This window comes from Roseomonas populi (assembly GCF_024594815.1).
Classification (GTDB): Bacteria; Pseudomonadota; Alphaproteobacteria; order Acetobacterales; family Acetobacteraceae; genus Roseomonas; species Roseomonas populi.
The window spans coordinates 156567-181276 of the sequence record NZ_JANJOU010000001.1; the positions used below are offsets into that span (position 1 = coordinate 156567).

Genomic DNA, 24710 nt, shown 5'->3' on the forward strand with positions numbered 1-24710 from the left:
GCTTCGCCTCGCCTTCATGGGCAGCCCGGGCTTCTCCGTGCCGGCGCTGCGGGCGCTGCACGCGGCGGGGCACGAGATCGCCATGGTCTACGCCCAGCCGCCCCGCCCGGCCGGGCGCGGACAACGGGAGACCCCCTGCCCCGTCCACCAGGCCGCGCTGGATCTGGGCCTGCCCGTGCGCACGCCGGCGCGCGTGCGGAAGGATACGGCGGCGCACGAGGCCTTCGCCGCGCTGGACCTGGATGCGGCCGTGGTCGTCGCCTACGGCCTGATCCTGCCGAAGCCGATGCTGGACGCGCCACGGCGCGGCTGCCTGAACATCCATGCCAGCCTGCTGCCGCGCTGGCGCGGCGCGGCGCCGATCCAGGCCGCCGTGCTGGCGGGGGATGCGGAGACGGGCATCACCATCATGCGGATGGACGAGGGGCTGGACACCGGCCCGATGCTGCTGCGGGAAGCCCTGCCCCTCGGCCCGCGCGCGACGACGCCGGAGGTGCACGACGCGCTTTCCGACATCGGCGCCCGGCTGATCCTGCGGGCGCTGCATGAGGATCCCTCCCCCGTGCCGCAGCCGGAGGAGGGTGCGACCTACGCGCCGAAGCTCGGCAAGGAGGACGGGCGGCTGGACTGGGCGGAGCCGGCGGTGGCGCTGGACCGCCGCGTGCGGGCGATGAACCCCTGGCCGGGCGCCTTCACGGCCTGGAACGGCGAGGTGCTGCGGGTCCTGTCGGCCGAACCGGCGGCGGGGAGCGGCGCACCGGGCACGGTGCTGGATGACGAGCTGCTGGTGGCCTGCGGCGAGGGTGCGCTGCGGCTGGCCCGGGTTCAGCGCGCCGGCAAGGCGGCGATGGAGGCCTCGGCCTTCCTGCGCGGCACGCCCGTGCCACCCGGCACGGCCCTCGGCTGAGATGCCGCGCTACGCCCTGCTGATCGAGTACGACGGCACCCCCTTCGTCGGCTGGCAGCGCCAGAAGGACGGCCTCTCCGTCCAGCAGGTGCTGGAGGAGGCCGCGGCACCGCTGAACGGCGGGGTGGAGCCGGTGATCGGCGCCGCCGGGCGCACCGATGCCGGGGTCCATGCGGAAGGGCAGGTCGCCCAGGTGGACCTCTCCGCCGACCTGCCGGTGGAGCGGGTGCGGGAGGCGCTGAACACCCGCTCGCGGCCGCACCCCGTCTCCGTCCTCGCCGTGGCGCGCCCCCCCGAGGAGTGGAGCGCCCGCTTCTCCGCCGTCCACCGGGCCTACCGCTACCGCATCCTGAACCGGCGGGCCCGGCCGGGGCTGGACATGGGGCGGGTGTGGCACGTGCCGCAACGGCTGGACGCGGCGGCGATGCACGAGGCCGCGCAGGGCCTGCTGGGCCACCACGACTTCTCCGCCTTTCGTGCCGCCGCCTGCCAGGCGAAGGACGCGCTGCGCACGCTGGACCGGCTGGACGTGAGCCGGGAGGGCGAGGAGATCGTGGTGCGGGTGGAAGCCCGTTCCTTCCTTCACCATCAGGTCAGGAACATGGTCGGCACGCTGGCGCAGGTCGGGCGCGGGTTGCGGCCGGTGAACTGGCCCCGTCAGGTTCTGGACAACCGGGACCGGCGGCGCGCCGGGCAGACGGCGCCGGCGGAAGGGTTGTGCTTCGTTTCCGTGCGGTACGAGCCGGCGCTGGACTGGCCGGCGTGAGGCAGGGGCGCGCCGCAGCGCGCCCCCTCTCCGATCAGAGACCGGCCTGCGTCACGAACTTCGTGACGAGATAGGGCTCGATCGCCTCGGACCCGCCCTCGCTGCCGTAGCCGCTGTCCTTCACGCCGCCGAACGGCACTTCGGGAAGCGCAAGGCCGAGGTGGTTGATGGTCATCATGCCCGTCTCCACCCCGGCGGCGATGCGCTGGGCCGTCGTGGCCGATCCGGTGAAGGCATAGGCGGCGAGGCCGAAGGGCAGGCGGTTGGATTCCGCCACCACCTCGTCGAAGTCGGAGAAGCGGTTGACGAGGGCGAGCGGGCCGAAGGGCTCCTCGTTCATCGCGCGCGCGTCCAGCGGCACCTCGGAGATGACAGTCGGCTCGTAGAAGTAGCCCTTGTTGCCGATGCGCTTGCCGCCGGTCTGCAGCTTGGCGCCGCGGCCCACCGCGTCCTGCACCAGGGTCTCGATGGTGGGAATGCGGCGCTCATTCGCCAGCGGGCCCATCTGCACCCCTTCCTCCGTGCCGTTGCCGACCTTGATGGCGGCGGCGGCCTTGGTGAAGGTCTCCAGGAACTCGTCGAAGCTGCGCTCCTGCACCAGGAACCGCGTGGGGGAGACGCAGACCTGACCGGCATTGCGGAACTTGGACGCCGCGAGCGTCTTCGCGGCCTTCTGGATATCGGCGTCGTCGAAGACGATGGCCGGCGCGTGGCCGCCCAGCTCCATCGTGGCGCGCTTCATGTGCTGGCCCGCGAGGCCGGCGAGAAGCTTGCCCACCGGGGTGGAGCCGGTGAAGGTGATCTTGCGGATCACCGGATGGGCGATGAGGTAGGAGCTGATCTCGGACGGCACGCCATAGACCAGCTGCACCACGCCCTTCGGCACACCCGCGTCGATGAAGGCGCGGATCAGCTCGGCGGGCGAAGCCGGGGTTTCCTCCGGCGCCTTGACGATGATGGAGCAGCCAGTGGCGAGCGCGGCGGAGAGCTTGCGGACCACTTGGTTGATCGGGAAGTTCCAGGGTGTGAAGGCGGCGACGGGGCCGACCGGCTCCTTCACCACAAGCTGGTACACGCCCTCGGCGCGGGCCGGGATCACGCGGCCATAGGCGCGGCGCCCTTCCTCGGCCATCCACTCGATGATGTCGCCGGCGGCGAGCGTCTCCATCTTCGCCTCGACCAGGGGCTTGCCCTGCTCGGCCGTCATCATGGCGGCGATGGAATCGGCGCGGCTGCGGAGGATATCCGCGGCCTTCCGCATCAGCTTGTAGCGATCGAAGGCCGAGACCTTGCGCCAGGTCTCGAAGCCGCGCTGCGCGGCCTCCAGCGCCTCGTCCAGGTCCGCCTTCTCGGCATGGGCGACGGTGCCGATCACCTCTTCCGTCGCGGGATTGATGATCTCCAGCACCTTGCCGGAGCGCGCGTCGCGCCACTCGCCGTCGACGTGGAGCTGGACGTTCGGGTAGTCGGCCATGCGGATGTCCTTGTCAGACCAGAAGTTCGATGAGGAAGGGGCCGGGGCGGCTGACACTCTGGGAAAGAAGGTCGGCCAGGGTTTCGAGGGTGGAGGCTTGGGCGGCCTCGACCCCCATGCCCTCCGCGATCTTCACCCAGTTGAGGTCCGGATTCCCCAGATCAAGCATGTTCATCGCCGTCGGCCCGGGATTGGCGCCAACGCCCGCATATTCCCCGATGAGGATCTGGTACTTGCGGTTGGAGAGGATGATCGTGGTCACGGGCAGCCTTTCCCGCGCCTGGGTCCAGAGGGACTGCAGCGTGTACATGGCGGACCCGTCCGCCTGGAGGCTGATGGTCCGGCGCTGCCCCCCTGCCCCGATCGCGGCACCGGTGGCCACCGGCATGCCGTCCCCGATGGCGCCGCCCGTCAGCTGCAGCCAGTCATGCGGCGGGGCGACATGGGTCAGCGGGAAGAAGCCGCGGCCGTAGGAAACGCTCTCGTCCGAGACGATGGCGCCCTCCGGCATCAGGGCGGCGACGACGCCGGCAACGCCCTCCGGGCTCGGGGCGCCGCGCGGGGCCTCCGGGCGGGGGCCGGGATCGGGGATGGCGGCTTCCGGCGCGCCCAGCTCGTCGGCCAGGGCGGCCAGCGCGACCCCGGCGTCGCCCTCCAGCCGCGTCAGCACGTGGAACACCGCATCCTCCCGATTGTGGAAGGAAGGCTTCCCGGGATAGGCGAAGAAGCTGACAGGCGGCTTCGCGTTCACCAGCACGATGTGGTCGTAGGGGGCCAGCGTCTTGCGGGCGAGCTCCCCGACATAGGGCACGCGCTCCAGCTGCACCCGCCCGCGGCCGCGGGCGATGCGGGCATTGGACCCTTCGGCCAGCAGCTTGGCGCCCGTCGCCTGGGCGATGCGCCAGGCCAGGGCCTGGTTCTCCGCGCGCAGGGCGGGGCCGCCGAGAAGGATCAGAACGCTCCCCCGCTTCTCCCGCAGGACCTTCGCCACCTTCCCCACAGTCGCCGGGTCGGGCGCGACCGCGGCCGGGACAGGAAGCGCATCCGCGATCTCGCCGCCCTCATCCCACGAGGCGTCGGAGGGAAGGATGAGGGTGGCGATTCCCCCGGGGGCCGTCCGGGCCTCCTGCACCGCCACGGCGGCGTCGCGGCCGACATCGGCGGATTTCGCGGTCGTGCGGACCCAGGCGGAGACGGGGCGGGCCCAGCCCTCCGTGTCGGCCGTCAGCTGGGCGTCGTGGGGCCGGTGGTAGGTGGCCTGGTCGCCCACGATGTTGACGATGCCGCTGCGGGCCCGGCGGGCGTTGTGCAGGTTCCCCAGCCCGTTCGCCAGGCCCGGGCCGCAGTGCAGCAGGGTGCAGGCCGGCTTCCCGGCCAGGCGGAAGTAGCCGTCCGCCATGCCGGTGACGACGTTCTCCTGCAGGCCGAGCACGCAGCGCATGCCGGGGATGGTGTCCAGCGCCGCAACGAAGTGCATCTCGCTGGTGCCGGGATTGGCGAAGCAGGTGTCCACCCCGGACTTCAGCAGCGTGTGGACAAGGCTCTGGGCACCGTTCACCGGCTTCGACTCCCCCTTTGGACGGGGCGCAAGTTGCGCGCGGCGGGCGGCCGCCGCAAGCCGGGGCGTGACACGCGATGTTCGAAAGGGCGCCCGTTCTCGTGGGGAATACGCTCGAAATCCCGCCGCGCCGGGCGCCTTCAGCCTTGCCCCGGCCGCGTCCCCGGCGCAATTTCCGGCCCTCCGCGCGCGAGGGACAACCGATCCATGGGCACCACGATTTCCGGCGAGACCACAGCCGACATCCCGGAGGGCCCGACCAACGCCGCCCTGCAGAAGCGGCGCGAAGCGGCGGTGCCGCGCGGCCTCGGCATCTCCCTCCCCGTCTTCGCCGCGAAGGCGAAGGGCTCCGAGATCACGGATGTCGAGGGCAAGCGCTACATCGACTTCGGCGGCGGCATCGCCGTGCTGAACACCGGCCACCTGCACCCGAAGGTGAAGGCCGCCGTGCAGGCGCAGCTGGAGAACTTCTCCCACACCTGCATCCAGGTGACGCCGTATGAGAGCTACATCCGCCTTGCGGAACGCCTGAACGAGATCGCGCCCGTGCGCGGCCCGGCCAAGACCATCTTCCTGACCACGGGTGCCGAGGCGGTGGAGAACGCGGTGAAGATCGCCCGCGCCCATACCGGCCGCCCGGGCGTGATCGCCTTCTCCGGCGCCTTCCACGGCCGCACGCTGCTGGGCATGGCGCTGACGGGCAAGGTGGTGCCCTACAAGGTGGGCTTCGGCCCCATGCCGGCGGACATCTACCACCTGCCCTTCCCCGTGGCCTATCACGGCAAGGAGGTGGCGGACACGCTGGAGGCGATCGAGACCCTCTTCAAGTCCGACATCGACCCGAACCGGATCGCGGCCTTCATCATCGAGCCCGTGCAGGGCGAAGGCGGGTTCTACCAGGCGCAGCCGGAGCTGATGCAGGGCCTGCGCTCCATCGCCGACAAGTACGGCATCCTGCTGATCGCGGACGAGGTGCAGACCGGCTTCGCGCGCACGGGCAAGATGTTCGCCATGGAGCACACGGGGGTGAAGGCCGACCTGGTGACGATGGCGAAGTCGCTGGCCGGCGGCTTCCCGCTCTCCGCTGTCTCCGGCACCGCCTCCATCATGGACGCGCCGGGCGTGGGCGGCCTCGGCGGCACCTATGGCGGCTCCCCGCTCGGCTGCGCGGCGGCGAACGCGGTGCTGGACGTGATCGAGGAGGAAGGCCTCATCGAGCGCGCCAACACCATCGGCGACCTGATCGTGGCGCGCATCAAGGAGCTGCAGAACAGCAACTCCCTGAAGGGCATCATCGGCGACATCCGCCAGGTGGGCGGCATGGTCGCGATGGAGCTGGTGGCGGAGGGGAACGCGGACAAGCCGGATCCCGACCTGACCCGCGCCCTGGTGGCCCGCGCCGCGGAGAAGGGGCTGGTCCTGCTCTCCTGCGGCGTGCGGGCGAACGTGATCCGCTTCCTCTGCCCCCTCACCACCTCCGATGCGCTGGTGAACGAGGGCATGGACAAGATGGCCGAGGCGCTGCGCGAGTGCGTGGCGGAGCGCGCGCAGGCCTGACGCGATGCTTGAGGATATCCGCAGGGCGCTTCTGTTCGGGGCGCCCTGCGGCGCGCTCTCCGTCATCGTCTTCCGCGATTCGACGCTGTTCCTGCTGCACCACCTCTTCAAGGTGATGCCGCTGGCCGCCTATGTGCAGACCATCGGCTGGCACGGTGTGCCCTGGGTGTGGTGGTTCGTGCTCTGGGGTGCGCTCGGCGGCTTCATCATCGGGCTGGTGCTGCGGCTGCTGCCCTTCGCGGACCTGCTGACGGGCGCGGTGCTGGGCGTGGCGGCGGCCTACCTGCTGCCGCAGCGCCTGCCGGCGGCCACCCCGCCCTGGGTGCTGCCGCTGATCGGCGCGGCCTGGGGCTGGGGCAGCGCCTTCCTCATGCGGCCCCTGGCGCTGCGTGGGCGGGACTAGGCCCGGCATTCTCGCTGTCGTGCTGGCCGGCGGGCTGGCACGGCGCATGGGCGGCGGGGACAAGACTCTCCTGCCCCTGGGTGGGCAGCCGATGCTGTCCGTTTTGATGGAACGGCTGCGGCCGCAGGCCGCGGCGTTCGCGATCAGCGCGAATGGCGATCCGTCGCGCTTCGCCGCCGTGGCCCCGGGGGTGCCGGTCCTCGCCGATCCCCTGCCCGGCTTCCCCGGCCCGCTGGCGGGCGTGCTGGCGGGGATGGATCATGCCGCATCGCTCGGCCTGGACATGGTGCTGACCGTGCCGGGCGACACGCCGCTGGTTCCCATGGACTTGGCCGCCCGCCTGCATGCGGCGGCATCGCCGATCGCCTGCGCGGCCTCCGCCGGCCGGATGCACCCACCTGTGGCGCTCTGGCCCGCGGGCCTGCGCGACGACCTGCGGGCCGCCATGGCAACGGGCGAGGGCAAGGTGAGCCGCTGGGCCGCGCGGCACGGCTGCATGCCAGTGGAATGGCCGGGCGACCCCTTCCTGAACGCCAACGCGCCGGAGGACCTGGCCGCCCTGGAAGCCGCGATGGCCCGGGGCGCCTGAGCTCCCGGGCCGATACGGGTCACGCGGGCGTCGGCGCGTTCTCCGGCAGCACCTTCTCGCGCTTCAGCTCGGCCCAGAAGTCGCCGGGGATGGGCCGGCGCATCAGCGCCAGGTTCTCGCGCACGCGCTCCGGCTTCTTCGTCCCGGGAATGACGGAGGCCACCACGGGATGCGCCGCACAGAACTGCAGCGCTGCCGCGCGCAGGTCGACGCCGTGGCGCGCGGCGATCTCGGCCAGTCGGTCCCGAGCCTGCACCTTGTCGGAGGAGGCCTGCTGGTACTCAAAGGTGCTGCCGCCGGCGATGAGGCCGGAATTGTAGGGCCCGCCGACGACGACATGCACGCCCCGCTCCTCGCAGCGCGGGAAGAGCGTCTCCAGCGCCGGCTGGTTCAGCAGGGAGTAGCGTCCGGCAAGGAGGAACACATCGGGATCCGCGCGCTCCAGCGCCAGGACGCAGGGCTCCACCCGGTTCACGCCCAGGCCCCAGGCGCGGATCACGCCCTCCTCCCGCAGCCGCGTCAGCGCCACGGCCGCGCCCTTCATGGCCGTGTCGAACACCTCCAGCCAGCGGTCCCCATGCGCGTCCTCCGCGCAGTCGTGGATGTAGGCCACGTCGATGCGCGCCAGCCCCAGCCGTTGCAGGCTGTCCTCGATGGAGCGGCGCACGCCGTCGGCGGTGTAGTCGTAGTCCACGCGGAAGGGCAGGCCGGCGACGAAGGGGCCGTGCTTCCCGCCCTTCGTCGCGTCCGCCCGCAGCAGGCGGCCGACCTTGGTGGAAAGGACGTAGTCGTCGCGTGTCTTGTTCCGAAGCACCTCGCCGAAGCGGTGCTCGGAAATGCCGGGGCCGTACTCGGGCGCGGTGTCGAAGTAGCGGATGCCGGCGTCCCAGGCGGCCTCGAGCGTCGCGCGGGCGTCGGCGTCGGAGACGATCTCGAACATGTTGCCGAGAGGAGCGCCGCCGAAGCCGATCGGGCCGGGCGGGGCGTAGTGCTGGGTCATCGGGGGCCTTTCAGACCGTTCCCCCGATAGGTGCGCGGCGGAGGCCCGCATTCCAGGGGCCTCACGCGGCTGGGAAAGGCCACTCGGCAGCGTGTTCCAGAATCAGGCGGCCCACGGCGGGGATGTCGTCCAGCGCAGCATGCGGCAGCCCGCCCGGGGGCGGGATATCCGCGGCCACGGCGCGGATCGCCGGGTCATCCAGGTGCAGCCAGGGCTTGGCATTGGCGGCGCGATGGATCTCGATTTTCGGGACCGGGTCGCGCTTGAAGCCCTCCACGATCACCAGATCCACCGGGTCCAGATGGGCGAGCAGCTCGGTCAGCCCCGGCTCCGGCGCGCCGCGCAGCTCCGTCATCAGAGCCCAGCGGTTGGCGGAAGCGACCAGCACCTGGGATGCGCCGGCCTGGCGGTGGGTGTGGCTGTCCTTGCCGGGCTTATCGACGTCGAAGGCGTGGTGGGCGTGCTTGATCGTGGAGACGGAGAGGCCCCTGCCCTTCAGCCAGGGGATCAGGGCGGCGAGCAGGGTGGTCTTGCCGGCCCCGCTCCATCCGGCAAGTCCGATCACCCGCATGTCGGTTCAGGCGCGCTCATGCGGCGGGCTGTAGAGCGGGCGGGTCGGGTGCGCCAGGGGGTGGCGGGTTGTGCGGACGGGGGCGCGGCCCAACTCTGGCGGCGAACAGGAGACCGCCCGATGGCCGAGACCAACCTCCGCGTCCTTCTTCGCGCCCGCCCCGAGGGGAAGGTGGGACACGAGCACTTCGAGGTGAGGGAAGAGGCCCTCCCCTCCCCCCGCCCCGGCGAGGCGCTACTGCGGAACCACTATCTCTCCCTCGATCCCTACATGCGCGGGCGGATGAGCGCCCGGAAGTCCTACGCCGCCCCGGTGGGCATCGGCGAGGTCATGGTCGGGCAGACCGTGGCGGAGGTGGTGGAAGACCCGACCGGCACCTTCAGGCCCGGCGATACCGTGCTGGGCGGCTATGGCTGGCAACGCTTCTGCTGCGTGCCCGTGGCCGGGCTGCGGAAGCTGAACCCCGATTCAGCCCCACTGACCACCGCGCTCGGCGTGCTCGGCATGCCCGGCACCACCGCCTGGGTGGGGGTGACGGAGATGTCGCCCCCGAAACCCGGCGAGACCTATGTCGTCACCGCCGCCTCCGGCGCCGTGGGCGGGGTGGCCGGGCAGATCGCGAAGCGGATGGGCGCGCGGGTGGTCGGCATCGCCGGCGGGCCGGAGAAATGTGCCTTCGTGACCGATGAGCTGGGCTTCGACGCCTGCGTGGACCACAAGGCGCCCGACTTCCCCGACCTGCTGGCGAAGGCCTGCCCGGACGGCATCGACGGCTATTTCGAGAATGTGGGCGGCGCCGTGCAGAAGGCCGCCTGGCCGCTGATGAACGAGTTCGGCCGCATGGCCTTCTGCGGCTCCATTGCCGAGTACGAGGATGCGGAGCCGCAGCCCGGCCCGAACCTCGGCCAGATCAACCGCAAGAAGCTGACGCTGCGCGGCTTCATCGTCAGCGACCATCCCCGTGCCTTCGCGGAATGGCGGCGGATCGGCTCGCGCTGGGTCAAGGACGGATCGCTGAAGTACCGCGAGGACGTGGTGAAGGGCCTGGAGAATGCCCCCGAGGCCTTCATGGGCCTGCTCGCGGGCAGGAACTTCGGCAAGCTCATCATCGATCTGGGCTGAGGGGCCCGGCGGGCGTAAGGGTGGGGTCATGAAGAACGACCCCATCGCGCTCGACCGCCTTTCTAACGCCGTGGAAGCGAAGGCGCCCGCCTTCACCGAGCTGTCCGACCGGATCTGGGAGACGCCGGAGCTGCGCTTCGCGGAGACGCGCTCCGTGGAGGCGCAGATCGCCCGGCTGGAGGCGGAGGGGTTCCGCGTGACGCGCAACGTCGCCGGCATCCCCACCGCCTTCCTGGCCGAGAGCGGCGAGGACGGCCCGGTGATCGGCTTCCTCGGCGAGTTCGACGCGCTGGCCGGGCTCTCGCAGGAGGCGGGCATCGCGGAGCCCCGCCCGCTCGTCGCCGGCGGCAACGGCCACGGCTGCGGGCACAACCTCCTCGGCGCCGGCGCGATGCTTGCCGCCGTCTCGGCCCGAGACGCGCTGCGCGAGGCGGGGATGAAGGGCCGCGTTCGCTACTACGGCTGCCCCGGCGAGGAGGGCGGATCGGGCAAGACCTTCATGGCGCGGGAAGGCGTGTTCGACGACCTGGACGCCGCCATCACCTGGCACCCCGGCGCCTTCAACGCGGTGATGTCCATCCGCAACCTAGCGAACTACCAGGTCTATTTCCGCTTCAAGGGCAAGGCGGCGCACGCGGCGGGCTCCCCGCATCTCGGGCGCTCCGCGCTGGACGCGGTGGAACTGATGAACGTGGGCGTGAACTACCTGCGGGAGCACATGCCGCAGGAGGCGCGGGTCCACTACGCCGTCACCAACTCCGGCGGCGTCTCGCCCAACGTGGTGCAGGCCGAGGCGGAAGTTCTTTACCTCATCCGCGCGCCGAAGGTGACGGAGGCGGCCGCGCTGTTCGAGCGGGTGAAGGCCTGCGCGGAGGGCGCCGCGATCATGACGGGGACGAAGTGGTCCTTCGAGATCGACAAGGCCTGCTCCGAGGTGGCGCAGAACCGCACGCTGGAGACGGTGCTACACGGGAACTTCCAGTCCCTCGGCGCGCCGGACTACGACGAGGCGGACCACCGCTTCGCCGCGGAGATCCGGCGTTCCCTGAGTGCGGAGGACATCGCCTCCGAGGTGGCAAGCTTCGGCGCCGATCCGTCGCTGGGTGAGGCGGAGCTGCACGACGGCGTGCTGCCCTTCGATGGCACTCCCCTCATCCAGGCCGGCTCGACCGATGTGGGCGACGTCTCCCAGATCGTGCCGACGGTGCAGGCCTGGGGCGCCTGCTGGGCGGTGGGTACGCCCTTCCACACCTGGCAGGCGGTGGCGCAGGGGCAGTCCGCCCACGCGCACAAGGGCATGGTGCAGGCGGCGAAGGTCATGGCCGCCACCGCGCTGGATGGCTTCCGCGACCCGGAACTCCTGGCGCGCGCGAAGGCGGAGCTGGCGCAGCGGCGCAGCGGGAAGGCCTATGCCAGCCCGATCCCGGCGGAGGTGCTGGCTCCGCCGCTTCGCCGGAAGGCCTGATCAGGCCGCCACATGCACGCCCGGCCGGCGGCCATCATTCCACGCGCCGCCGATCGCGCGCTCCACCTGCGCGGCAAGCTGCAGCAGCAGCCCGTCCCCTGCCTGCCGCGTCTGCGCCTGGATGCCCAGCGGCAGCCCGCTCTCCTGCCAGCCGAGGGGCAGGGAGATGGCGGGGATGCCGCAGAGGTTTGAGAGCGGCGTGTAGGCGAAGTTGCGCCAGAGGTTGGCGAACCAGTCGTGGACATCCGGGTTTTCGCTGATCGTCAGGTACTCGGTGGTGCCGATCACCGGCGTGGGCAGGGCCGTGATCGGCGTGAGCATGATGTCCCACTCTTCGAGGAAGGCACCGAAGGCGCGGGAGGTGGCGTTGAACACCGCCTGCATCCGCGCGCGCTCCGTGTAGGAGGTGTTCAGCCCGGCCTCCCAGATGCGGATGTTAACCGGCTCCACGAGATCGGCGGGCGGCCGCTCCAGCCCGAGCGCGCCGATGAGGTTGTTCACGGTCTGCGCGAAGTTGCTGATGTAGCAGGTGGTCTGCGCCGCGAAGGCCGCGCGGAAATCCACGTCCGGCCGCGCCCATGCCACGTGGTGGCCGAGGGATTCCAGCAGCCGCCCAACCCGCTCCAGCTCCGCCACGAAATGCGGCACGGCGCGGTAATCGCCCCACTCATGGGAAAGGGCGATGCGGAGCCGCGGCGGGTCGCGGCGGATCAGCTCCGCATAGGGCTCGGGCGCCGTCCAGTACGGCATGAACTCGCCCGGCGCGCCGCCGCGGCAGGCATCCACGAAGCCGGCGGTGTCACGCACGGTGCGGGTGTGGCAGCCCTGGATGGAGACGAGCCCCGTCAGGTCCGAGGCGTAGGGCGCGATGGAGAAGACGCCGCGCGACGGCTTCAGGCCGATATTCCCCGTGGCCCCTGCGGGAATGCGGATGGACCCGCCGCCATCGGTCGCGTGGGAGATCGGCAGCACGCCGGCCGAGACGGCGGCGGCCGTACCGGCTGAAGAACCGTTGGTGGTGTAGCCCGTGTCCCAGGGATTCCGCGTGACATAGACGGCCGGATTCTCGGCCGAGGAGCAGCAGCCGAACTCCGGCGTGGTGCTGCGCCCGATGATGTTCAGCCCGGCGGCACGGATCTTCCCGGCCAGGAAGCTGTCCGCCGGCGCGCGGTTTCCCCGCATGAGGAGGGAACCCATTTCCTGCAGCCGCCCTTCCAGCGTCGGGCCCAGGTCCTTCATCAGGTAGGGCACGCCGGCGAAGCAGCCCGCCGTGTTCGTCCCGTTGGCGCGCGGGTCCGCGACCGCGTCCTCGAAGACCTCCACCACGGCGGAGAGTGCGGGATTCACCTTGGCGATGCCGGCAGCGGCCTGGGCGGCAAGTTCGGCGGGCGTCACCTCGCCCGCGCGGACGAGGCCCGCAAGGGCTGTTGCGTCGTGGCGCGCCCACTCGTCCCAGCTCATCGCCAGCGTCATGCCGCCCTCCGCCCATGGTGCGGGTGGAGGCTAGATCAGGGGGGTGGCCGGTCAAGGGCGCCCGGATCAGCCCAGGAGCTTCGGCAGGAGCGCGGCGACGCCCGCCAGCGGCAGCAGGAGCTGCACGGGGCGAAGCCGCGCGAAGTACCGGGGCGCCTCGCCGCGCCGTGCCGCAATAGGATCGAGCACGAGCATGATCGCGTACCCGGCCAGGACCAAGATCGCGGCCGCCAGCGGCCAGGGCGAGAGCAGCGACGCCGCGCCCAGGCCGAAGAAGAGGAGCGTGCCGAGAACCTGCATCAGGGTGGCACCGCCGGGCTGGCGAAAGCTCAGGCCGCGCCGGACGCCCGAGAAAAAGCAGAGCAGCGCGCCGGCCCAGGCGAGGGTCGCCCGCAGCGCCGCCGCATCCCAGGGCGCCGGCAGCACCCAGGACGCCAGCGCCCCCGCCAGGAGGGGAACCATGGCCCCGTAGGCAAGCACGAGGCTGAGGATCGGCGCGTGCTCGCTCGCATCCTCGGTTCCGGCGAGGGAGGGGTTCGGCATCGAGTCCATGGCGGGGTAACGGCGCGGCGCCCGGCGCGACGGCAGGGCCGTTTCGCCCTTCGGGCGGCGACCCTCACCGGGGCCAGCCCGGGCTTTCGGCAACCACGGCGATCCCTGCCCCGCCACACTCGCGCGCGGCCGGTTGGTTGCGGCGCCGCCGGGGTCAGGCGCCTGAACGGAGTGCGGCGGCCACAGAAGTGAATGGACGGCGCTGTGGCCCCAGCGCCCCTGGGCAGGCAGGGCCTCCTCTGGGATGTTCCCCCCCGATATGACCTCCCGCCGCTCGCTCCTCCTTGCCCTTCCCGCGCTCGGCGCGGCCGGAGCCCTCGCGGGCTGCGGCACCTCACCCGAAACCTTCGAGGGCAAGGGCCCGCCCTTCCGGCCCGAAGAGTTCTTCGCCGGCAAGATCAAGAGCTACGGCGTTTTCACCACGCGGCTGGGCGCGATCGAGCGCTGGTTTCGGGCAACGACGGTCGGCGCCTGGGACGGCACCACCCTGACCTTCGACGAGATCTTCCACTACGAGGACAGCTTCGAGGACCGGCGCTTCTGGAAGCTGCGGCGGGACCCGTCCGACTCCTCCGGCAATGCCTGGGTGGGCGAGGCGACGGACGCGACGGGGCCGGTGCGCGGGCGCACGGTGGGCAACGCCTTCCACCTGGAGCACGAGCTGGACATGCTGACCCTCTCCGGCGACCGCCGGCGGCTGGGCTTCGACCAGTGGTTCGTGCGGATGGCCGACGACATGGCCCTCTCCCGCGCCGCCGTGACCTGGCACGGGATCCAGGTCGGCACGGCGCAGGTGGCCTTCCAGCGCGTCAGCGTGGGCGTGACGGAGGGCTCCGTCTTCGCCGGCGCCGCGGCGCGCGAGGAGCCGGTGCCGCCGCGCGGCGTGCCCACGGGCACGGGCGGGCGCGACCCCGGGCGGCTGATGAACGCGCCACCCCGGCGCTGAGCTCCTTACGCGGGGGTGACGTACCGAAGCTTGTTGGGGGGCACCCGCGACAAGTGGCGGCGGCTGTGGCAGGGTGTCTGCCATGGGTCAGTTGCTGTTGCTGCGTCACGCCAAGTCGGCCTGGGACGATCCGGCCCTCTCGGACCATGCCCGCCCCCTGAACGCCCGTGGCCGGCGGGCCGCCGCGGCCATGGCGGGGGCCATGCGCTCCCTGGGCCTGCGGCCGGAGCTGGTCCTCGTCTCCTCCTCCCGGCGCACGCTCCAGACGCTGGAGGGCCTCGGGGCGCTGGAGGGATCGCCGCGGGTAGAGCCGACGGACGACCTCTACCTCGCCCCCTGGACCCGGCTGCTGGACGCCATCCGCGAGGTGCCGGACGAGGTCCGGAGCGTGCTGCTGATTGCGCACAACCCCGGCCTGCACGACCTCGCGCTGAATCTGGCACCGCCCGATTCGGGCGCGCCCGGGCGGGCGCTGGCCGAGGCCTACCCCACAGCGTCGCTCACGGAATTCGCCGTTGAGGGCCCGTGGGGATCGCTCGCCCCGCAAGGCGCCAAGCTCGTGCGCTTCCTGCAACCGAAGGACCTGCCGGAGATGGCGGGCTAAATCCGAGCGGGCCGGGCTTTTTACGCACCGTCCGGCCCAGCGTACCCGGTTATCTACCCGGGAATTTTCCACTCGAACAAAAGCAGAACTTCCCGTAGCTTCTGGCCACGCTCCCCCGGCGATCCCACCCCGGCCCACAACCGAGGATCACCTATGGCCAAGTCCCCTGCCCGCCCCTCCGTCCAACAGGAGGTCGCGACCCGCATTACCCGCCTCATGCAGAAGGAGCCGACGCCGGCGCGCTGCGTGTTGGAGGTGGAGATTATCGTCTCCAGCCTGCGCCGCGAGGGCGACCCCGAGCAGGTCCAGACCTGGCTGGAGGAGCTGCGCGATGGCTTCGCCGAGGCGTCCGAGCAGGCGGCGGAAGCGGTGGACGAGGTGGAGAGCGGCCAGAGGGCAGAGCGGCGCAAGGCCGAGAACGCCGTGGTCTGCCTGCGTGAGATCAGCCAGGCGTTCGGCCGCGCCCTTGAGATGGTGGAGGCTTGATCGTGGAGCGCTTCCCAACATTCCCCTCCCTGACTGGCTTTCCGGTCAAGCGGCTGCGCGCGGTGGGAGCGGCCTATCGGCAGGGTGTGGGCGAGGGTCTGGACCGACCGACCTGCCTGCGTCTCTCGATAGAGGCGTACGTCGTTGCAGGCGGCAGCCGGGCCAGCGCGGTGGCCGACGTGCCGGCAATGGTCGAGGCTATCGCGGCCGAGATGCCGGGGTGGCTATGGGCTGCCGCTACCGATTGGCTGGAACAGCAGGCCGGAGGAGGCGCCCGGTCCTCTGTGCAGCTACGCCTCGCGGCATGATCCGATGGCCTTCCCGCTGGTCCGCCGCCCTGTGCGAGGCGGTGGGGCTGGCCTATCGAGAGGCGGGCGGCCGCGGCGCCGACGAGGCCGGGCGGATCCAAGCCGGAGTGGAGGCCTTCCTGGATACTGGCGGCGTGGCCGCCGTCCCGCGCGAGACGGTCGAACTCATCATCCGCGATCTCTCGCAGGACCGGCTGGACTGGCTGCTGAAGCCGGCGGAGGAATGGGCGCTGAGGCAGCACCGCCGCCCCCAGGACGGGCGCCATCGGTGGCGCCGCCGGCTCCGGTGGCAGAACACCGACATCGGGGCCCTGCCCGGGTGGATGGAGAGCCGGCCTTGAGCGGGGATCCCCTGCACCCGGCCGACCCCGAGGACCTAACATCCTCGATCGCCTACGCCCTCCGCTTCAACGAGCGAGGCAAGGCGCACACGAGGGGACTGCGGGACGACCCCGACTACATGGCTGGGTGGATTGTCGCCCACCTGGCCCGTAGCCTCTACGTCGTGCTGAAGAAGGTGCCGGAACCCAGAGGGCTAAGCCCGTTCGGGCAGAGCCGGCCTGACTTGGATTGACCCTGGCCACCGACCATTACTGCAGCAGCTGCGTCCACGAGGCTGGCCACGTCGTGGTGGCTCGGCGGGTGCTCGGCCGGGTGCCGGATTGGGCGCAGGTCCACCCCGCCCGGCCGCCGTGATCCGGGATGAACTCGACCTCGGTCAGTGGCCGCGAAACCGCCCCTGCTCACACCAGAAGGTTCTCACGCCCGGGTGCGCGATGAACAGCTCTGCCGCGAGTTAGCGGCGACCTCCGGCAGGATACCGAAAGGGCGGTGTGCTAAGCGCCCTGGATACAGTCCCGCAAGATAACGTAGGAACCTGGGTACGGGACGGCGTTGATGCAGAGCCGTTGCTGGTTGGCGGGCAGTGTATTCCACCTAGCACGCAAGCTGTCGTAGGCCTTCTCTTCCCCATCCATGCACAACTGTCGCTCCGACATAGTCCCACCAGCTTGTTCGCAGCCAAGTGCCGGCAGGAACTGCGGGAACACGGGGCGGGCTTCGGGTGCGCGCTGGATGGCTCGGCGCGGCGGTTGACTTCTCGATGCCGGAGCCCTGCTGGCTTCTACGCGAGGGGGCTTTGAGCTGATGAGAAGCATCGGCGGGGGAGCTTGGACGCATGCCGCGACCGCCAAGGCGCAAAGGGGGGTGTATCGGCGCATGCAGCCGACGCTAGCCACGAGCCCTCAGCCGCGCCAGCCTTCTAGGGATCCGGCAGCATGAGCGGCGTTCCCTCGGCAGAGCTCCAGCGTCATGTTGCAGCTTCCCTCAGGCGAACGTCAGACCCGCCCCTGTTTCCGGGATGAGCGGACGACAGCTTTTCAGCGGGATCGGTCTCGCGCAGCCCGCACCAGTGCCGCGGTGGAGAGCAGGACCGCCGAGACGAGGATCCCGGCGGCGATCAGTCCCGCCGGCGTTGCTCGGGCGCTGGTCCGCAACACCGTGGAGCTGCCTACGCGCAGTTCCATCTCGGCGCGCATCTCCTCTGGATGCGGGGCTGCCGTCGGCATCGTCTGATCGCGCATGTGCTGCGCTTCTCCCCTCTAGGGCCGCAAAGAGCGAAGGAGTGCGAAGATGTAGACAATGGCAAAGACGATGGGAACAAGACGTTCGATCCGAGTGAAGGCATGATTAGTTCTGCCCTGCTCGTTCTTCCCCGTTAGCGAAGTCTCTGCAGAGAATGGCGTGCAGGGCAGTGCCCGCTCTACCAGGACGATAACGTCATACTTGGCATTCGAAAGATTTTTGTAATTCAGTACACTACAACACCGTATGGTCGAGAGCATTAGGCCCGCGACGGCAGCGTAGTTAGCAAATGTTGTTGGGACTTCTTTGAAATTCGAGATCCCGATACGACCTGCGTTGATTGTGAAATAGATCGCGTTAGAGGTCTGACGCCTGGCTCGAAATCAATCCCACATCTCGACAGCCAGTCTTTATTGATCGAACACTCTTTCCAACAGAGCTGGGTCGGTGGGCAAACCCTGAGGGAAAACCTCGGAAGCGATTACGCGGCGCTTGCTCATTTCGGCTTCCGCAACCGCACCCCAGCCCCGCCCTCATCCTCCGTGATGAACCTAACGCCTACGGCCTGTAGACAGAAGTGCATGGCCTTCGACGTTAAAAGTGCCCTCTGACCTCTCGCGCCAGTCCGGCGAGCATGCCCTCGACCAGAGGGTCCGGCAGAGTGTTTACGCCCGGGATCACGTCGAACTGCACCTCACGCTTGATGACATAGCACCCGGCCGCCAGCGGGAAGAGCGTTGCGAAATCGAATGCGACACATAGAGCTACGGCAAGGACACGAAACATCGTGTGGCGCTCAGTAGTGGAACCCGGGGTGCTCATCCAGGTACTTTGCCCACCAACGCGCGCAGTCTCACCCCAACATCGCCCCCGTTCTCCTGGATGAACTCAACCCCTGCAGCCTTCAGGGCCGCACGGAGCGCCACCAGCGTACCCCGGCTTGGCCGATGCCGCTCGACCTCCAGGTTCCGAACGGTTTGGGATGAGCACGCTGCGGCCATCGCGAGATCCACCTCATTCCAGCCCAGCAGCTTGCGCGCCTCTCGGCAGAGCTCCGGTGTCATGCCACAGCCTTCCTTAGCCTCACTCCTGTCTCGCCTCCATCCCCAGGGGCGAAGATCACGCCGGCCGCCTCAAGGGCGGCGCGGAGAGAGGCGCGGGTCTGCGGCGTGATAGACTGAGCGCCACCCTCGAACCTCCTGACTGAGGTGCTGCTGAGGTCTGATTTGACGCCGAGGCGCTGCGCGTTCCAGCCGAGTAGCTTCCGCGCAGCGCGGCACTGGTCCGGGGTCACAGGTGGGCCTTCTTGAGACGAGCTCCCGATCCGCCTCCGTCTTCCGCGATGAATTCGACCCCAGCGGCCTCCAGGGCAGCGCGAATGGCGGCGAGGGTTGATGCATTCGCCGGTTGATCCGCTTCGATGTGGGTGACGGTAGCAGGAGGCGCTTTGGCTGCCGCGGCAAGCTTTCGGAACCCCAGCTTTAGAGTCGCTCGGGCCATCCGGCACTGTGTCCCTGTTATCATCCAATCACCCGGTCGTTAGGACAGGTGCCCCGTGACCAAGTTGGCACCTCGTTATCACATGAGTGCGGGAACGAAGCCATAGCCCTACGGCCCCAGGCCGAGTAGGGAGGATGGTAAGAGGACGAGCCGGCAACGCGCCAGACAATCCTGAGCATAGGGGGATCAATGAGGCCCCTGAGCAGAACGCAAAAAGCGGCCGGCAGACGATGCCCCCTGCCCCGCCTGCCGGCCGCTCTCACGCGCCCGATCGGAAGACGGGGCGAGGCGAAGTCTACCCGACCGGAGAACGCATTGCATCAATCACAGCCTGCACTGCTCTCACCTGCGCAAGAGTGAGCCTGGCCACTAAAGCGGTGGGCTCCGCGTCACCGCCGCCGATGAGCTGGGCAGGCGGAACGTTGAGGATCTGGGCTAGTTCGGCCAGCACATCCAAACGCGGCTCACGGCGGCCCATTTCCCACCCGGCATACGCCGCCTGAGATACGCCAAGTATCGTGGCGATGGCCCTCTGAGACAAACCCGCCACCCGACGGGCAGCGGCCAGGCGCGAGGGGAGTTCATCCGTCATCATGGATGAGAGTGATCGCCGAGTTGGACCGAGCAGGACGGGATAATCTGCTTCTGGCAGCCGTCGAGGAACTTGCCGAGATGACACGTTTCCATGGCGACCTCGCTCATGAGCTCTGGCGCGCCGCACTGTCCTAACAGGTACGTCGGAGACTTACGGGATCGGCAGCCGGCGCGAGAGCGTCGAACATGAGCGTTCCATTTTTCTGGGGTGCCGGAAGCCGTCCGGCGGCGGTACGGTCGCGGCTCTCTGAACAGGAGCCGTGGCGTCGGAGGTCGGTGGCCGAAGGACATGGCGCGCCTCTTGGGCCTGGAGACGGTGGACTTGCCGTCCCAGCCCCGCCTCGTGATTGTCACCTACATGACGGAGCAGGGAGTACGCCTGGCGCATATGCCACTCTGGCGTGCGGAAGAACTCGGCCTCATTGAGGCCCTGCAGGACGGCCGCTTCATCTTTGCGTCCGAGTTGGAGGACGCTTCCGTCTAGCCACCCGGGCGCGGGATTACGCGATATCCTTGAACACCGGCACCTCGGGCAGGGGCCGATCATCACCGGCGAGGATGAGCCGCTCGGCCGCGACGTGCCGGATCTTCGCGGCCGCAAGGGTTAGGACGCTGATGAAGGCATGGGCGCGCGCCAATTTGCGCCGCGCCATAGCCAGCGCCATCTCCAGTTCCTCCTCATCCTCCTTGTTGATGGCGTCCCGCCGCGAGCGGATGGCGCCGCCGGCGGTGAGCAACCCGGCAAGGCCGGTGAAGAACATGGAGCCGATGGCGACGATCTGCTCTGCGGTCAGGCTAGGCATATCGGCGCCACAACCTACACGAGAGGATACCCGCGATCGTCCTGAGCGCGAGCAGCAGGGGGATGATGGGGGAGAACGGGTCGAGGCTCATTGCGCCCACGCAGACCGTCACGTGCGCGAGGACGACATAGCCGGCCGTCTGCCTGAGCCGTGATGGAAGTGGAGAGCAGCGTTGCCAAACTGCGCCGTGACGGCGACCCCGAGCAGGTGCAGGCTTGGTTGGAGGAGCTGCGCGATGGCTTCGCCGAGGCGTCCGAGCAGGCGGCGGAAGCGGTGGACGAGGTGGAGAGCAGCCAGAGGGCAGAGCGGCGCAAGGCCGAGAACGCTGTGGTCTGCCTGCGCGCCATCGGTGCGGCGTTCGGCCGCGCGCTGCAAGAACCCGTCCTGGCATAGGCGAGAGGCCGTCACCTCGCCAGCTCCGGAGAACCCGCGATATCCACCGCAGCGCTTGCCCGTTTAGCGTGTGGCAGGAGGCGCGTGGGTCGGCGCCTGCGGGAGCGTCCATCCGATGGTGGCGACGTCGAGCATCTACTCGCGCGAGAATATCTGCCTTATTAAGTCCGCATTAGTTGACGGCGCGGTATCATAAACGTTACGATTACGCACTCAATCCGATGCGAGACGCTCCCGTGACCCAAGCCCAACGTGCCTTGCTTCTTGCTATCGCGCGAAGGCTCGCGCAGGACGACGCGGGCAATGCGAAAATTGCCGGCGTCGAGCCCGCAAATGACGGATTTATAAGGCTCATCGCAGCCGTTGAAGACGAACACAGATTGTCCTACGAGGGTTCGGATTAGTGCGCCGCAATTTTTGCGTCATATTCACCGAAAGAATGCACACGGACGTTGCGCCGGTGTTCTTTGATTATCTCCTGGCTGCTGCCATCAGCCCTGGCGCCGAATAGAAAGGGGCCGCCGATCAGTACCGCCTTTCGTGCGGACAACTGAACTTATGCCGGGCTCCCCATCCTTGTTCTAGCATGTCGCAGTGCAACCTTTTTGCCGGTCAGCATCGCCCTCTCAGAAGCGATCGCCCCCGGCCCGGCAGATTGAGTCAGGCGCCGGCCTTCTTGTCCGGCCCGGGCTCCCGGAAAGCCCACGCTGCGCCAGGATGGTGTTCCCGCCACCGCAGCGCCCTCCGGAGATGGCAAGGCGACACGCAGCGGCTTGTGCCAGGGCGTCAGCCCTTGCTAGGCAGGCCGCAGTGCTTCCCCGTCGCCGCATCTTCCGTCCCGCCCCCTCCCCCCGCGCCTGGCGCGGGCCCTTGCTGCTGCTCGGCCTCGCGGCCGGCGCGGCGACCTTGGTAGGCCTGGGCGGCCCCACGCAGCTCTTCGGCAACTCCCCGCGCGAGCAGGAATGGGCTGCCGCACCGGCCGACGTGCGGGTGGTGGACGGCGACACGCTCCGCCTCTCCGATCGCATTGTACGCCTGCGCGGTCTGGAGGCCCCCGCCCGTGGCCAGGCCTGCCGGGATGCGGCGGGGCGGGAATTCGACTGCGGCGCCGGATCGGCCGAGGCGCTGTCCCGCCTCCTGGGCGGGCGGGGCGTCTCCTGCCGCGTGCGCGGGCGGGATCGCTTCGGCCGTGGCCTGGGGCAGTGCTCCACCCTCGGCGGGACCGACGCGGCGGGTGTGGAGCTGAACGGCGCCCTGGTCTCCGCCGGATGGGCCCTGGCCGAGGATGAGGGCCTGGCCGGGATGGAGGGCGCGGCGCGCGCCTCCGGCCGGGGTCTCTGGGCCACGGGCGTGCGGCCGCCGGAGGGCTGGTCCGCCAGCCGCTGAGGACGCCGCCGCCGCGTTAGGGCGGCCTGTTCCCTGCCGCGCGCCCCCATGCGCCGGGCAACCGGCCGCGGCGCGCGCCAGTGGATGGACAAGGGCGCTGACCGGCCTATCTTGCGCCGCATCATCCCCCACGGTTTGGCCCTGGGGATGGGACCGGCCGGCGCGGCTGCAGCACCGGGCGGCCCGGCTTCCACCATACGGCCGGACGTACCGGCTGCGAGGATCAGCGCATGAGCGAACCGACCACCTCGGGTTCCGTCACGATCACCCTCGACGGAACCAACAAGTCCTCCAGCGCGCCGTTGGTGCAAGCGAGCGTCGGCCCGGCCGTGGCGGACATCCGCAAGCTCTACGCCGATCTCGGGGTCTTCACCTTCGATCCTGGCTTCGGCATGACCGCGGCCTGCGAGAGCAAGATCACCTACATCGACGGTGACCAGGGCGTGCTGCTGTACCGCGGCTACCCCATCGAGCAGCTGGCCGAGAAGTCCGATTTCGTGGAGGTCTGCCACCTCCTGCTGAACGGCGAGCTGCCGTCCGCGGCGGAGCTGAAGGAGTTCCAGCACAACGTCACCATGCACACGATGGTGCATGAGCAGATCCGGAACTTCTTCAACGGGTTCCGCCGCGACGCGCACCCGATGGCGATCCTGTGCGGCGTGGTTGGCGCCCTCTCCGCCTTCTACCACGACAGCCTGGACATCAACGATCCGCGCCAGCGCGAGATCGCGGCCTTCCGCCTGATCGCGAAGGTCCCGACCATCGCGGCCATGGCCTACAAGTACTCGATCGGCCAGCCCTTCGTTTATCCGCGCAACGACCTGAGCTACGCCGAGAACTTCCTGTACATGCTGAACGCCGTGCCGGCGGAGGAGTACAAGGTGAACCCGATCCTGGCGCGTGCCATGGACCGGATCCTCGTGCTGCACGCCGACCACGAGCAGAACGCCTCCACCTCCACCGTCCGCCTGGCCGGCTCCACCGGCGCCAACCCCTATGCCTGCATCGCGGCCGGCATCGCGGCGCTCTGGGGCCCCGCGCATGGCGGCGCCAACGAGGCGGTGCTGAAGATGCTCGGCGAGATCGGCAGCCCGGAGAACATCCCGGACTTCATCAGCAAGGTGAAGGACAAGAACAGCCATGTGAAGCTCATGGGCTTCGGACACCGGGTCTACAAGAACTTCGACCCGCGCGCGAAGATCATGAAGGAGACCTGCCACGAGGTCCTCGCCGAGCTCGGCATCAAGGACGAGCCGCTGCTAGACATGGCGATGGAGATGGAACGGATCGCGCTGAGCGACGACTACTTCGTCTCCCGCAAGCTGTACCCGAACGTGGACTTCTATTCCGGCATCATCCTGAAGGCGATGGGCATCCCGACCAGCATGTTCACCGTGCTCTTCGCCGTGGCCCGCACTGTGGGCTGGGTGAGCCAGTGGAAGGAGATGATCGAGGACCCGGCGCAGCGCATCGGTCGCCCCCGGCAGGTCTACACGGGCGCGACGACCCGGGACTACAAGCCGATGGCCAGCCGCGGCTGAGCCATCCCCGCCGGGGAAGCCCAGCTTCCCCGGCGATTCGGCCCTTCATCTGGAATGCCCGCCTCGAGAGAGGCGGGCATTCTTGTTTTAGGGCACGAATTTCGATTTCAACTTCAGGCAAATGCCGCAGAAGTATGAAGATATTCACGAAGCATCAGAGGCTGAGATTAAACTCTCGCGCATGAATGACTTTCAGGGCTAAAGTTTTCTTTCACAAATTATTATCGGGCCACTTTTCTTTCCCTCTCTGTTCCCTTGATAACAAAGGGGTGAAGAGTTCTTCTAGGCAAAGTTGTACACCTGAGGGTACCCACCCGTGATCACCGCGGTCAGCACACGGCCCAGCCTTGCCCCATCGGCCGACGAAATGGTCCGGCGCAGTCTTCGCCAATGGCCGCAACAGCCCCCCGGCACGCTGAGCAACGCCAAGCAGCCCGGTACCTGGCTGCGGGCCCGCCCTGGCGATGCCAGGACGGCCAACCAACCCTTCCTGAAGCTGCCCGGTACCAACCGCCTCCGCACCCTGCCGGACGGGCTCTGGCTGCATTTCTCGCCGGATCCCTCGGACCCCTACGCCGACATCCTTTGCATAGAAGCCTGCTCCAGCCTTCAGAACCTGCTGGACAAGCGCTCGCGCTTCGCCCCCTCCACCACCTCCCTGCTGGCCGTGTGCCCGGTGCCCTGGCTCATGAGCCCCTGCCAGCCGAACGACCCGACCCCGCGGTGGCGGCTGATCCGGTCCGTGCGGGCGGAGCCGGTGGAGGCGCTGGTGCTGCCGGTGCGCGACGTGCGCGTGCTCTACGGGCTGAAATCCCGGCAGTACGACGGCTTCGCCCGGACGCAGATGCCGCAGGCGCACGAGTACTTCTGCCCCATGGAGGCACTGACGGCGGAGCGGGGGGACGAGAACCCGGCCATGCGCGCGCTGCTGGCCCGGGCCAGCGCGGCCGCGAACTTCATGCACCTGCCAGGATAGCAAAGGATGGAACGAAGGGCCGGTTCAGCCCTGAAATGGGCGTACCGGGGCCGGCGATGTGCGGCGCAAGAAGAATGGCGCGCCCGAAGAGATTCGAACTCCTGACCCCCAGATTCGTAGTCTGGTGCTCTATCCAGCTGAGCTACGGGCGC

Annotated in this window: 28 protein-coding genes, 1 tRNA gene and 1 pseudogene; 18 read left to right on the forward strand and 12 right to left on the reverse strand. The window is 69.4% G+C overall.

Translation table 11 applies throughout. The features are described from left to right. Positions 1-16 precede the first annotated feature (16 nt). The gene (gene fmt, locus NRP21_RS00770; RefSeq protein WP_257714674.1) at positions 17-907 is read left to right on the forward strand and encodes a methionyl-tRNA formyltransferase; all 891 of its coding nucleotides are present in this window, start codon (positions 17-19) and stop codon (positions 905-907) included. Between the two features lies 1 nt (position 908). Then, positions 909-1673, forward strand: coding sequence for a tRNA pseudouridine(38-40) synthase TruA (truA, locus tag NRP21_RS00775; RefSeq protein WP_257714262.1), 765 nt, complete (start codon positions 909-911; stop codon positions 1671-1673). Positions 1674-1707: 34 nt separating this feature from the next. On the opposite strand, the gene NRP21_RS00780 is transcribed toward truA, so the two are convergent. Together NRP21_RS00780 and NRP21_RS00785 are read right to left on the reverse strand one after the other, a co-directional pair. Continuing rightward, on the reverse strand, positions 1708-3147 hold the full coding sequence (locus NRP21_RS00780; RefSeq protein WP_257714263.1) for an NAD-dependent succinate-semialdehyde dehydrogenase: 1440 nt from the start codon (positions 3145-3147) through the stop codon (positions 1708-1710). Between the two features lie 13 nt (positions 3148-3160). After that, positions 3161-4705, reverse strand: a complete 1545-nt coding sequence (locus NRP21_RS00785; protein WP_257714264.1) for an acetolactate synthase large subunit — start codon at positions 4703-4705, stop codon at positions 3161-3163. 207 nt (positions 4706-4912) lie between these two features. Here NRP21_RS00785 and gabT point away from each other — a divergent pair, with 207 nt between their 5' ends. The 3 genes from gabT to mobA are packed head-to-tail and all read left to right on the forward strand — an operon-like array spanning position 4913 to position 7254. Beyond that, positions 4913-6262, forward strand: coding sequence for a 4-aminobutyrate--2-oxoglutarate transaminase (gabT, locus tag NRP21_RS00790; RefSeq protein ID WP_257714265.1), 1350 nt, complete (start codon positions 4913-4915; stop codon positions 6260-6262). Positions 6263-6266: 4 nt separating this feature from the next. After that, the gene (locus NRP21_RS00795; protein WP_257714266.1) at positions 6267-6665 is read left to right on the forward strand and encodes a hypothetical protein; all 399 of its coding nucleotides are present in this window, start codon (positions 6267-6269) and stop codon (positions 6663-6665) included. Beyond that, positions 6652-7254: a molybdenum cofactor guanylyltransferase MobA gene (gene mobA / locus NRP21_RS00800; protein ID WP_257714267.1), complete on the forward strand. Its 603-nt coding sequence runs from the start codon at positions 6652-6654 to the stop codon at positions 7252-7254. Before NRP21_RS00795 ends, mobA begins: the two co-directional genes overlap by 14 nt. 19 nt (positions 7255-7273) lie before the next feature. Here mobA and NRP21_RS00805 read toward each other — a convergent pair whose 3' ends face one another. Together NRP21_RS00805 and mobB are read right to left on the reverse strand one after the other, a co-directional pair. After that, positions 7274-8254 (reverse strand): aldo/keto reductase, encoded by a 981-nt coding sequence (locus NRP21_RS00805; RefSeq protein WP_257714268.1) that lies wholly within the window; start codon positions 8252-8254, stop codon positions 7274-7276. A 61-nt stretch (positions 8255-8315) separates the two neighbouring features. Further along, on the reverse strand, positions 8316-8825 hold the full coding sequence (gene mobB / locus NRP21_RS00810; protein ID WP_257714269.1) for a molybdopterin-guanine dinucleotide biosynthesis protein B: 510 nt from the start codon (positions 8823-8825) through the stop codon (positions 8316-8318). A 120-nt stretch (positions 8826-8945) separates the two neighbouring features. Between mobB and NRP21_RS00815 the strand changes: the two genes are divergently transcribed. After that, the gene (locus NRP21_RS00815; RefSeq protein ID WP_257714270.1) at positions 8946-9947 is read left to right on the forward strand and encodes an NADP-dependent oxidoreductase; all 1002 of its coding nucleotides are present in this window, start codon (positions 8946-8948) and stop codon (positions 9945-9947) included. A 28-nt stretch (positions 9948-9975) separates the two neighbouring features. Then, on the forward strand, positions 9976-11412 hold the full coding sequence (locus tag NRP21_RS00820) for a M20 family metallopeptidase (protein ID WP_257714271.1): 1437 nt from the start codon (positions 9976-9978) through the stop codon (positions 11410-11412). Here NRP21_RS00820 and NRP21_RS00825 read toward each other — a convergent pair whose 3' ends face one another. After that, the gene (locus tag NRP21_RS00825) at positions 11413-12885 is read right to left on the reverse strand and encodes an amidase (RefSeq protein ID WP_257714272.1); all 1473 of its coding nucleotides are present in this window, start codon (positions 12883-12885) and stop codon (positions 11413-11415) included. Positions 12886-12951: 66 nt separating this feature from the next. Continuing rightward, a complete protein-coding gene (locus NRP21_RS00830) occupies positions 12952-13437 on the reverse strand; it encodes a DUF3429 domain-containing protein (RefSeq protein WP_257714273.1) in 486 nt (161 codons plus the stop codon). A gap of 259 nt (positions 13438-13696) precedes the next feature. On the opposite strand from NRP21_RS00830, the gene NRP21_RS00835 reads away from it, so the two are divergent. From NRP21_RS00835 to NRP21_RS00860, 6 genes are all read left to right on the forward strand, one after another. Further along, positions 13697-14383 carry a DUF3833 domain-containing protein gene (locus NRP21_RS00835; RefSeq protein WP_257714274.1) on the forward strand — a complete coding sequence of 229 codons (687 nt, stop codon included), beginning with the start codon at positions 13697-13699 and terminating at the stop codon, positions 14381-14383. Positions 14384-14465: 82 nt separating this feature from the next. Then, the gene (locus tag NRP21_RS00840; protein WP_257714275.1) at positions 14466-14987 is read left to right on the forward strand and encodes a SixA phosphatase family protein; all 522 of its coding nucleotides are present in this window, start codon (positions 14466-14468) and stop codon (positions 14985-14987) included. 153 nt (positions 14988-15140) lie between these two features. After that, the gene (locus tag NRP21_RS00845; protein ID WP_257714276.1) at positions 15141-15473 is read left to right on the forward strand and encodes a hypothetical protein; all 333 of its coding nucleotides are present in this window, start codon (positions 15141-15143) and stop codon (positions 15471-15473) included. Continuing rightward, positions 15470-15781: a hypothetical protein gene (locus NRP21_RS00850; RefSeq protein ID WP_257714277.1), complete on the forward strand. Its 312-nt coding sequence runs from the start codon at positions 15470-15472 to the stop codon at positions 15779-15781. Before NRP21_RS00845 ends, NRP21_RS00850 begins: the two co-directional genes overlap by 4 nt. Further along, on the forward strand, positions 15778-16122 hold the full coding sequence (locus NRP21_RS00855; RefSeq protein WP_257714278.1) for a hypothetical protein: 345 nt from the start codon (positions 15778-15780) through the stop codon (positions 16120-16122). The genes NRP21_RS00850 and NRP21_RS00855 overlap by 4 nt, the downstream gene beginning before the upstream one ends. Then, positions 16119-16355 (forward strand): hypothetical protein, encoded by a 237-nt coding sequence (locus NRP21_RS00860; protein WP_257714279.1) that lies wholly within the window; start codon positions 16119-16121, stop codon positions 16353-16355. The genes NRP21_RS00855 and NRP21_RS00860 overlap by 4 nt, the downstream gene beginning before the upstream one ends. A gap of 805 nt (positions 16356-17160) precedes the next feature. Here the strand turns inward: NRP21_RS00860 and NRP21_RS00865 are convergent. The 4 genes and pseudogenes from NRP21_RS00865 to NRP21_RS27980 all read right to left on the reverse strand — a co-directional run bounded on the left by NRP21_RS00865 (position 17161) and on the right by NRP21_RS27980 (position 19460). Then, complete coding sequence (locus NRP21_RS00865; protein ID WP_257714280.1) at positions 17161-17364, reverse strand: hypothetical protein; 204 nt, start codon at positions 17362-17364, stop codon at positions 17161-17163. 18 nt (positions 17365-17382) lie between these two features. Next, positions 17383-17730, reverse strand: a pseudogene (locus tag NRP21_RS28145) (RipA family octameric membrane protein); the annotation flags it as partial. 453 nt (positions 17731-18183) lie between these two features. Further along, on the reverse strand, positions 18184-18429 hold the full coding sequence (locus tag NRP21_RS00870; RefSeq protein ID WP_257714281.1) for a helix-turn-helix domain-containing protein: 246 nt from the start codon (positions 18427-18429) through the stop codon (positions 18184-18186). Between the two features lie 731 nt (positions 18430-19160). Continuing rightward, positions 19161-19460: a helix-turn-helix domain-containing protein gene (locus NRP21_RS27980; protein ID WP_408639588.1), complete on the reverse strand. Its 300-nt coding sequence runs from the start codon at positions 19458-19460 to the stop codon at positions 19161-19163. A 288-nt stretch (positions 19461-19748) separates the two neighbouring features. On the opposite strand from NRP21_RS27980, the gene NRP21_RS00875 reads away from it, so the two are divergent. Next, a complete protein-coding gene (locus NRP21_RS00875) occupies positions 19749-19943 on the forward strand; it encodes a hypothetical protein (RefSeq protein WP_257714282.1) in 195 nt (64 codons plus the stop codon). A 16-nt stretch (positions 19944-19959) separates the two neighbouring features. Here NRP21_RS00875 and NRP21_RS00880 read toward each other — a convergent pair whose 3' ends face one another. Further along, positions 19960-20262, reverse strand: a complete 303-nt coding sequence (locus NRP21_RS00880; protein WP_257714283.1) for a hypothetical protein — start codon at positions 20260-20262, stop codon at positions 19960-19962. A 153-nt stretch (positions 20263-20415) separates the two neighbouring features. Between NRP21_RS00880 and NRP21_RS00885 the strand changes: the two genes are divergently transcribed. The 4 genes from NRP21_RS00885 (at position 20416) to NRP21_RS00900 (ending at position 24558) form a co-directional block, all read left to right on the forward strand. Then, positions 20416-20655 carry a hypothetical protein gene (locus tag NRP21_RS00885; protein WP_257714284.1) on the forward strand — a complete coding sequence of 80 codons (240 nt, stop codon included), beginning with the start codon at positions 20416-20418 and terminating at the stop codon, positions 20653-20655. Positions 20656-21465: 810 nt separating this feature from the next. Then, a complete protein-coding gene (locus NRP21_RS00890) occupies positions 21466-22041 on the forward strand; it encodes a thermonuclease family protein (RefSeq protein ID WP_257714285.1) in 576 nt (191 codons plus the stop codon). Positions 22042-22271: 230 nt separating this feature from the next. Then, complete coding sequence (gltA, locus tag NRP21_RS00895; RefSeq protein WP_257714286.1) at positions 22272-23582, forward strand: citrate synthase; 1311 nt, start codon at positions 22272-22274, stop codon at positions 23580-23582. A gap of 316 nt (positions 23583-23898) precedes the next feature. Further along, complete coding sequence (locus tag NRP21_RS00900; RefSeq protein WP_257714287.1) at positions 23899-24558, forward strand: hypothetical protein; 660 nt, start codon at positions 23899-23901, stop codon at positions 24556-24558. 75 nt (positions 24559-24633) lie between these two features. On the opposite strand, the gene NRP21_RS00905 is transcribed toward NRP21_RS00900, so the two are convergent. Then, positions 24634-24710: transfer RNA gene (locus tag NRP21_RS00905), tRNA-Arg, on the reverse strand.

Coding starts and splice junctions, on each gene's coding strand:
- fmt (WP_257714674.1), top strand. CDS start 17: ATGGGCAGCCCGGGCTTCTCCGTGCCGGCGCTGCGGGCGCTGCACGCG.
- truA (WP_257714262.1), top strand. CDS start 909: ATGCCGCGCTACGCCCTGCTGATCGAGTACGACGGCACCCCCTTCGTC.
- NRP21_RS00780 (WP_257714263.1), bottom strand. CDS start 3,147: ATGGCCGACTACCCGAACGTCCAGCTCCACGTCGACGGCGAGTGGCGC.
- gabT (WP_257714265.1), top strand. CDS start 4,913: ATGGGCACCACGATTTCCGGCGAGACCACAGCCGACATCCCGGAGGGC.
- NRP21_RS00795 (WP_257714266.1), top strand. CDS start 6,267: ATGCTTGAGGATATCCGCAGGGCGCTTCTGTTCGGGGCGCCCTGCGGC.
- NRP21_RS00805 (WP_257714268.1), bottom strand. CDS start 8,254: ATGACCCAGCACTACGCCCCGCCCGGCCCGATCGGCTTCGGCGGCGCT.
- mobB (WP_257714269.1), bottom strand. CDS start 8,825: ATGCGGGTGATCGGACTTGCCGGATGGAGCGGGGCCGGCAAGACCACC.
- NRP21_RS00815 (WP_257714270.1), top strand. CDS start 8,946: ATGGCCGAGACCAACCTCCGCGTCCTTCTTCGCGCCCGCCCCGAGGGG.
- NRP21_RS00820 (WP_257714271.1), top strand. CDS start 9,976: ATGAAGAACGACCCCATCGCGCTCGACCGCCTTTCTAACGCCGTGGAA.
- NRP21_RS00825 (WP_257714272.1), bottom strand. CDS start 12,885: ATGACGCTGGCGATGAGCTGGGACGAGTGGGCGCGCCACGACGCAACA.
- NRP21_RS00830 (WP_257714273.1), bottom strand. CDS start 13,437: ATGGACTCGATGCCGAACCCCTCCCTCGCCGGAACCGAGGATGCGAGC.
- NRP21_RS00835 (WP_257714274.1), top strand. CDS start 13,697: ATGACCTCCCGCCGCTCGCTCCTCCTTGCCCTTCCCGCGCTCGGCGCG.
- NRP21_RS00840 (WP_257714275.1), top strand. CDS start 14,466: ATGGGTCAGTTGCTGTTGCTGCGTCACGCCAAGTCGGCCTGGGACGAT.
- NRP21_RS00845 (WP_257714276.1), top strand. CDS start 15,141: ATGGCCAAGTCCCCTGCCCGCCCCTCCGTCCAACAGGAGGTCGCGACC.
- NRP21_RS00855 (WP_257714278.1), top strand. CDS start 15,778: ATGATCCGATGGCCTTCCCGCTGGTCCGCCGCCCTGTGCGAGGCGGTG.
- NRP21_RS00865 (WP_257714280.1), bottom strand. CDS start 17,364: ATGCGCGATCAGACGATGCCGACGGCAGCCCCGCATCCAGAGGAGATG.
- NRP21_RS00870 (WP_257714281.1), bottom strand. CDS start 18,429: ATGACACCGGAGCTCTGCCGAGAGGCGCGCAAGCTGCTGGGCTGGAAT.
- NRP21_RS27980 (WP_408639588.1), bottom strand. CDS start 19,460: ATGATGACGGATGAACTCCCCTCGCGCCTGGCCGCTGCCCGTCGGGTG.
- NRP21_RS00875 (WP_257714282.1), top strand. CDS start 19,749: ATGGCGCGCCTCTTGGGCCTGGAGACGGTGGACTTGCCGTCCCAGCCC.
- NRP21_RS00880 (WP_257714283.1), bottom strand. CDS start 20,262: ATGCCTAGCCTGACCGCAGAGCAGATCGTCGCCATCGGCTCCATGTTC.
- NRP21_RS00885 (WP_257714284.1), top strand. CDS start 20,416: ATGGAAGTGGAGAGCAGCGTTGCCAAACTGCGCCGTGACGGCGACCCC.
- gltA (WP_257714286.1), top strand. CDS start 22,272: ATGAGCGAACCGACCACCTCGGGTTCCGTCACGATCACCCTCGACGGA.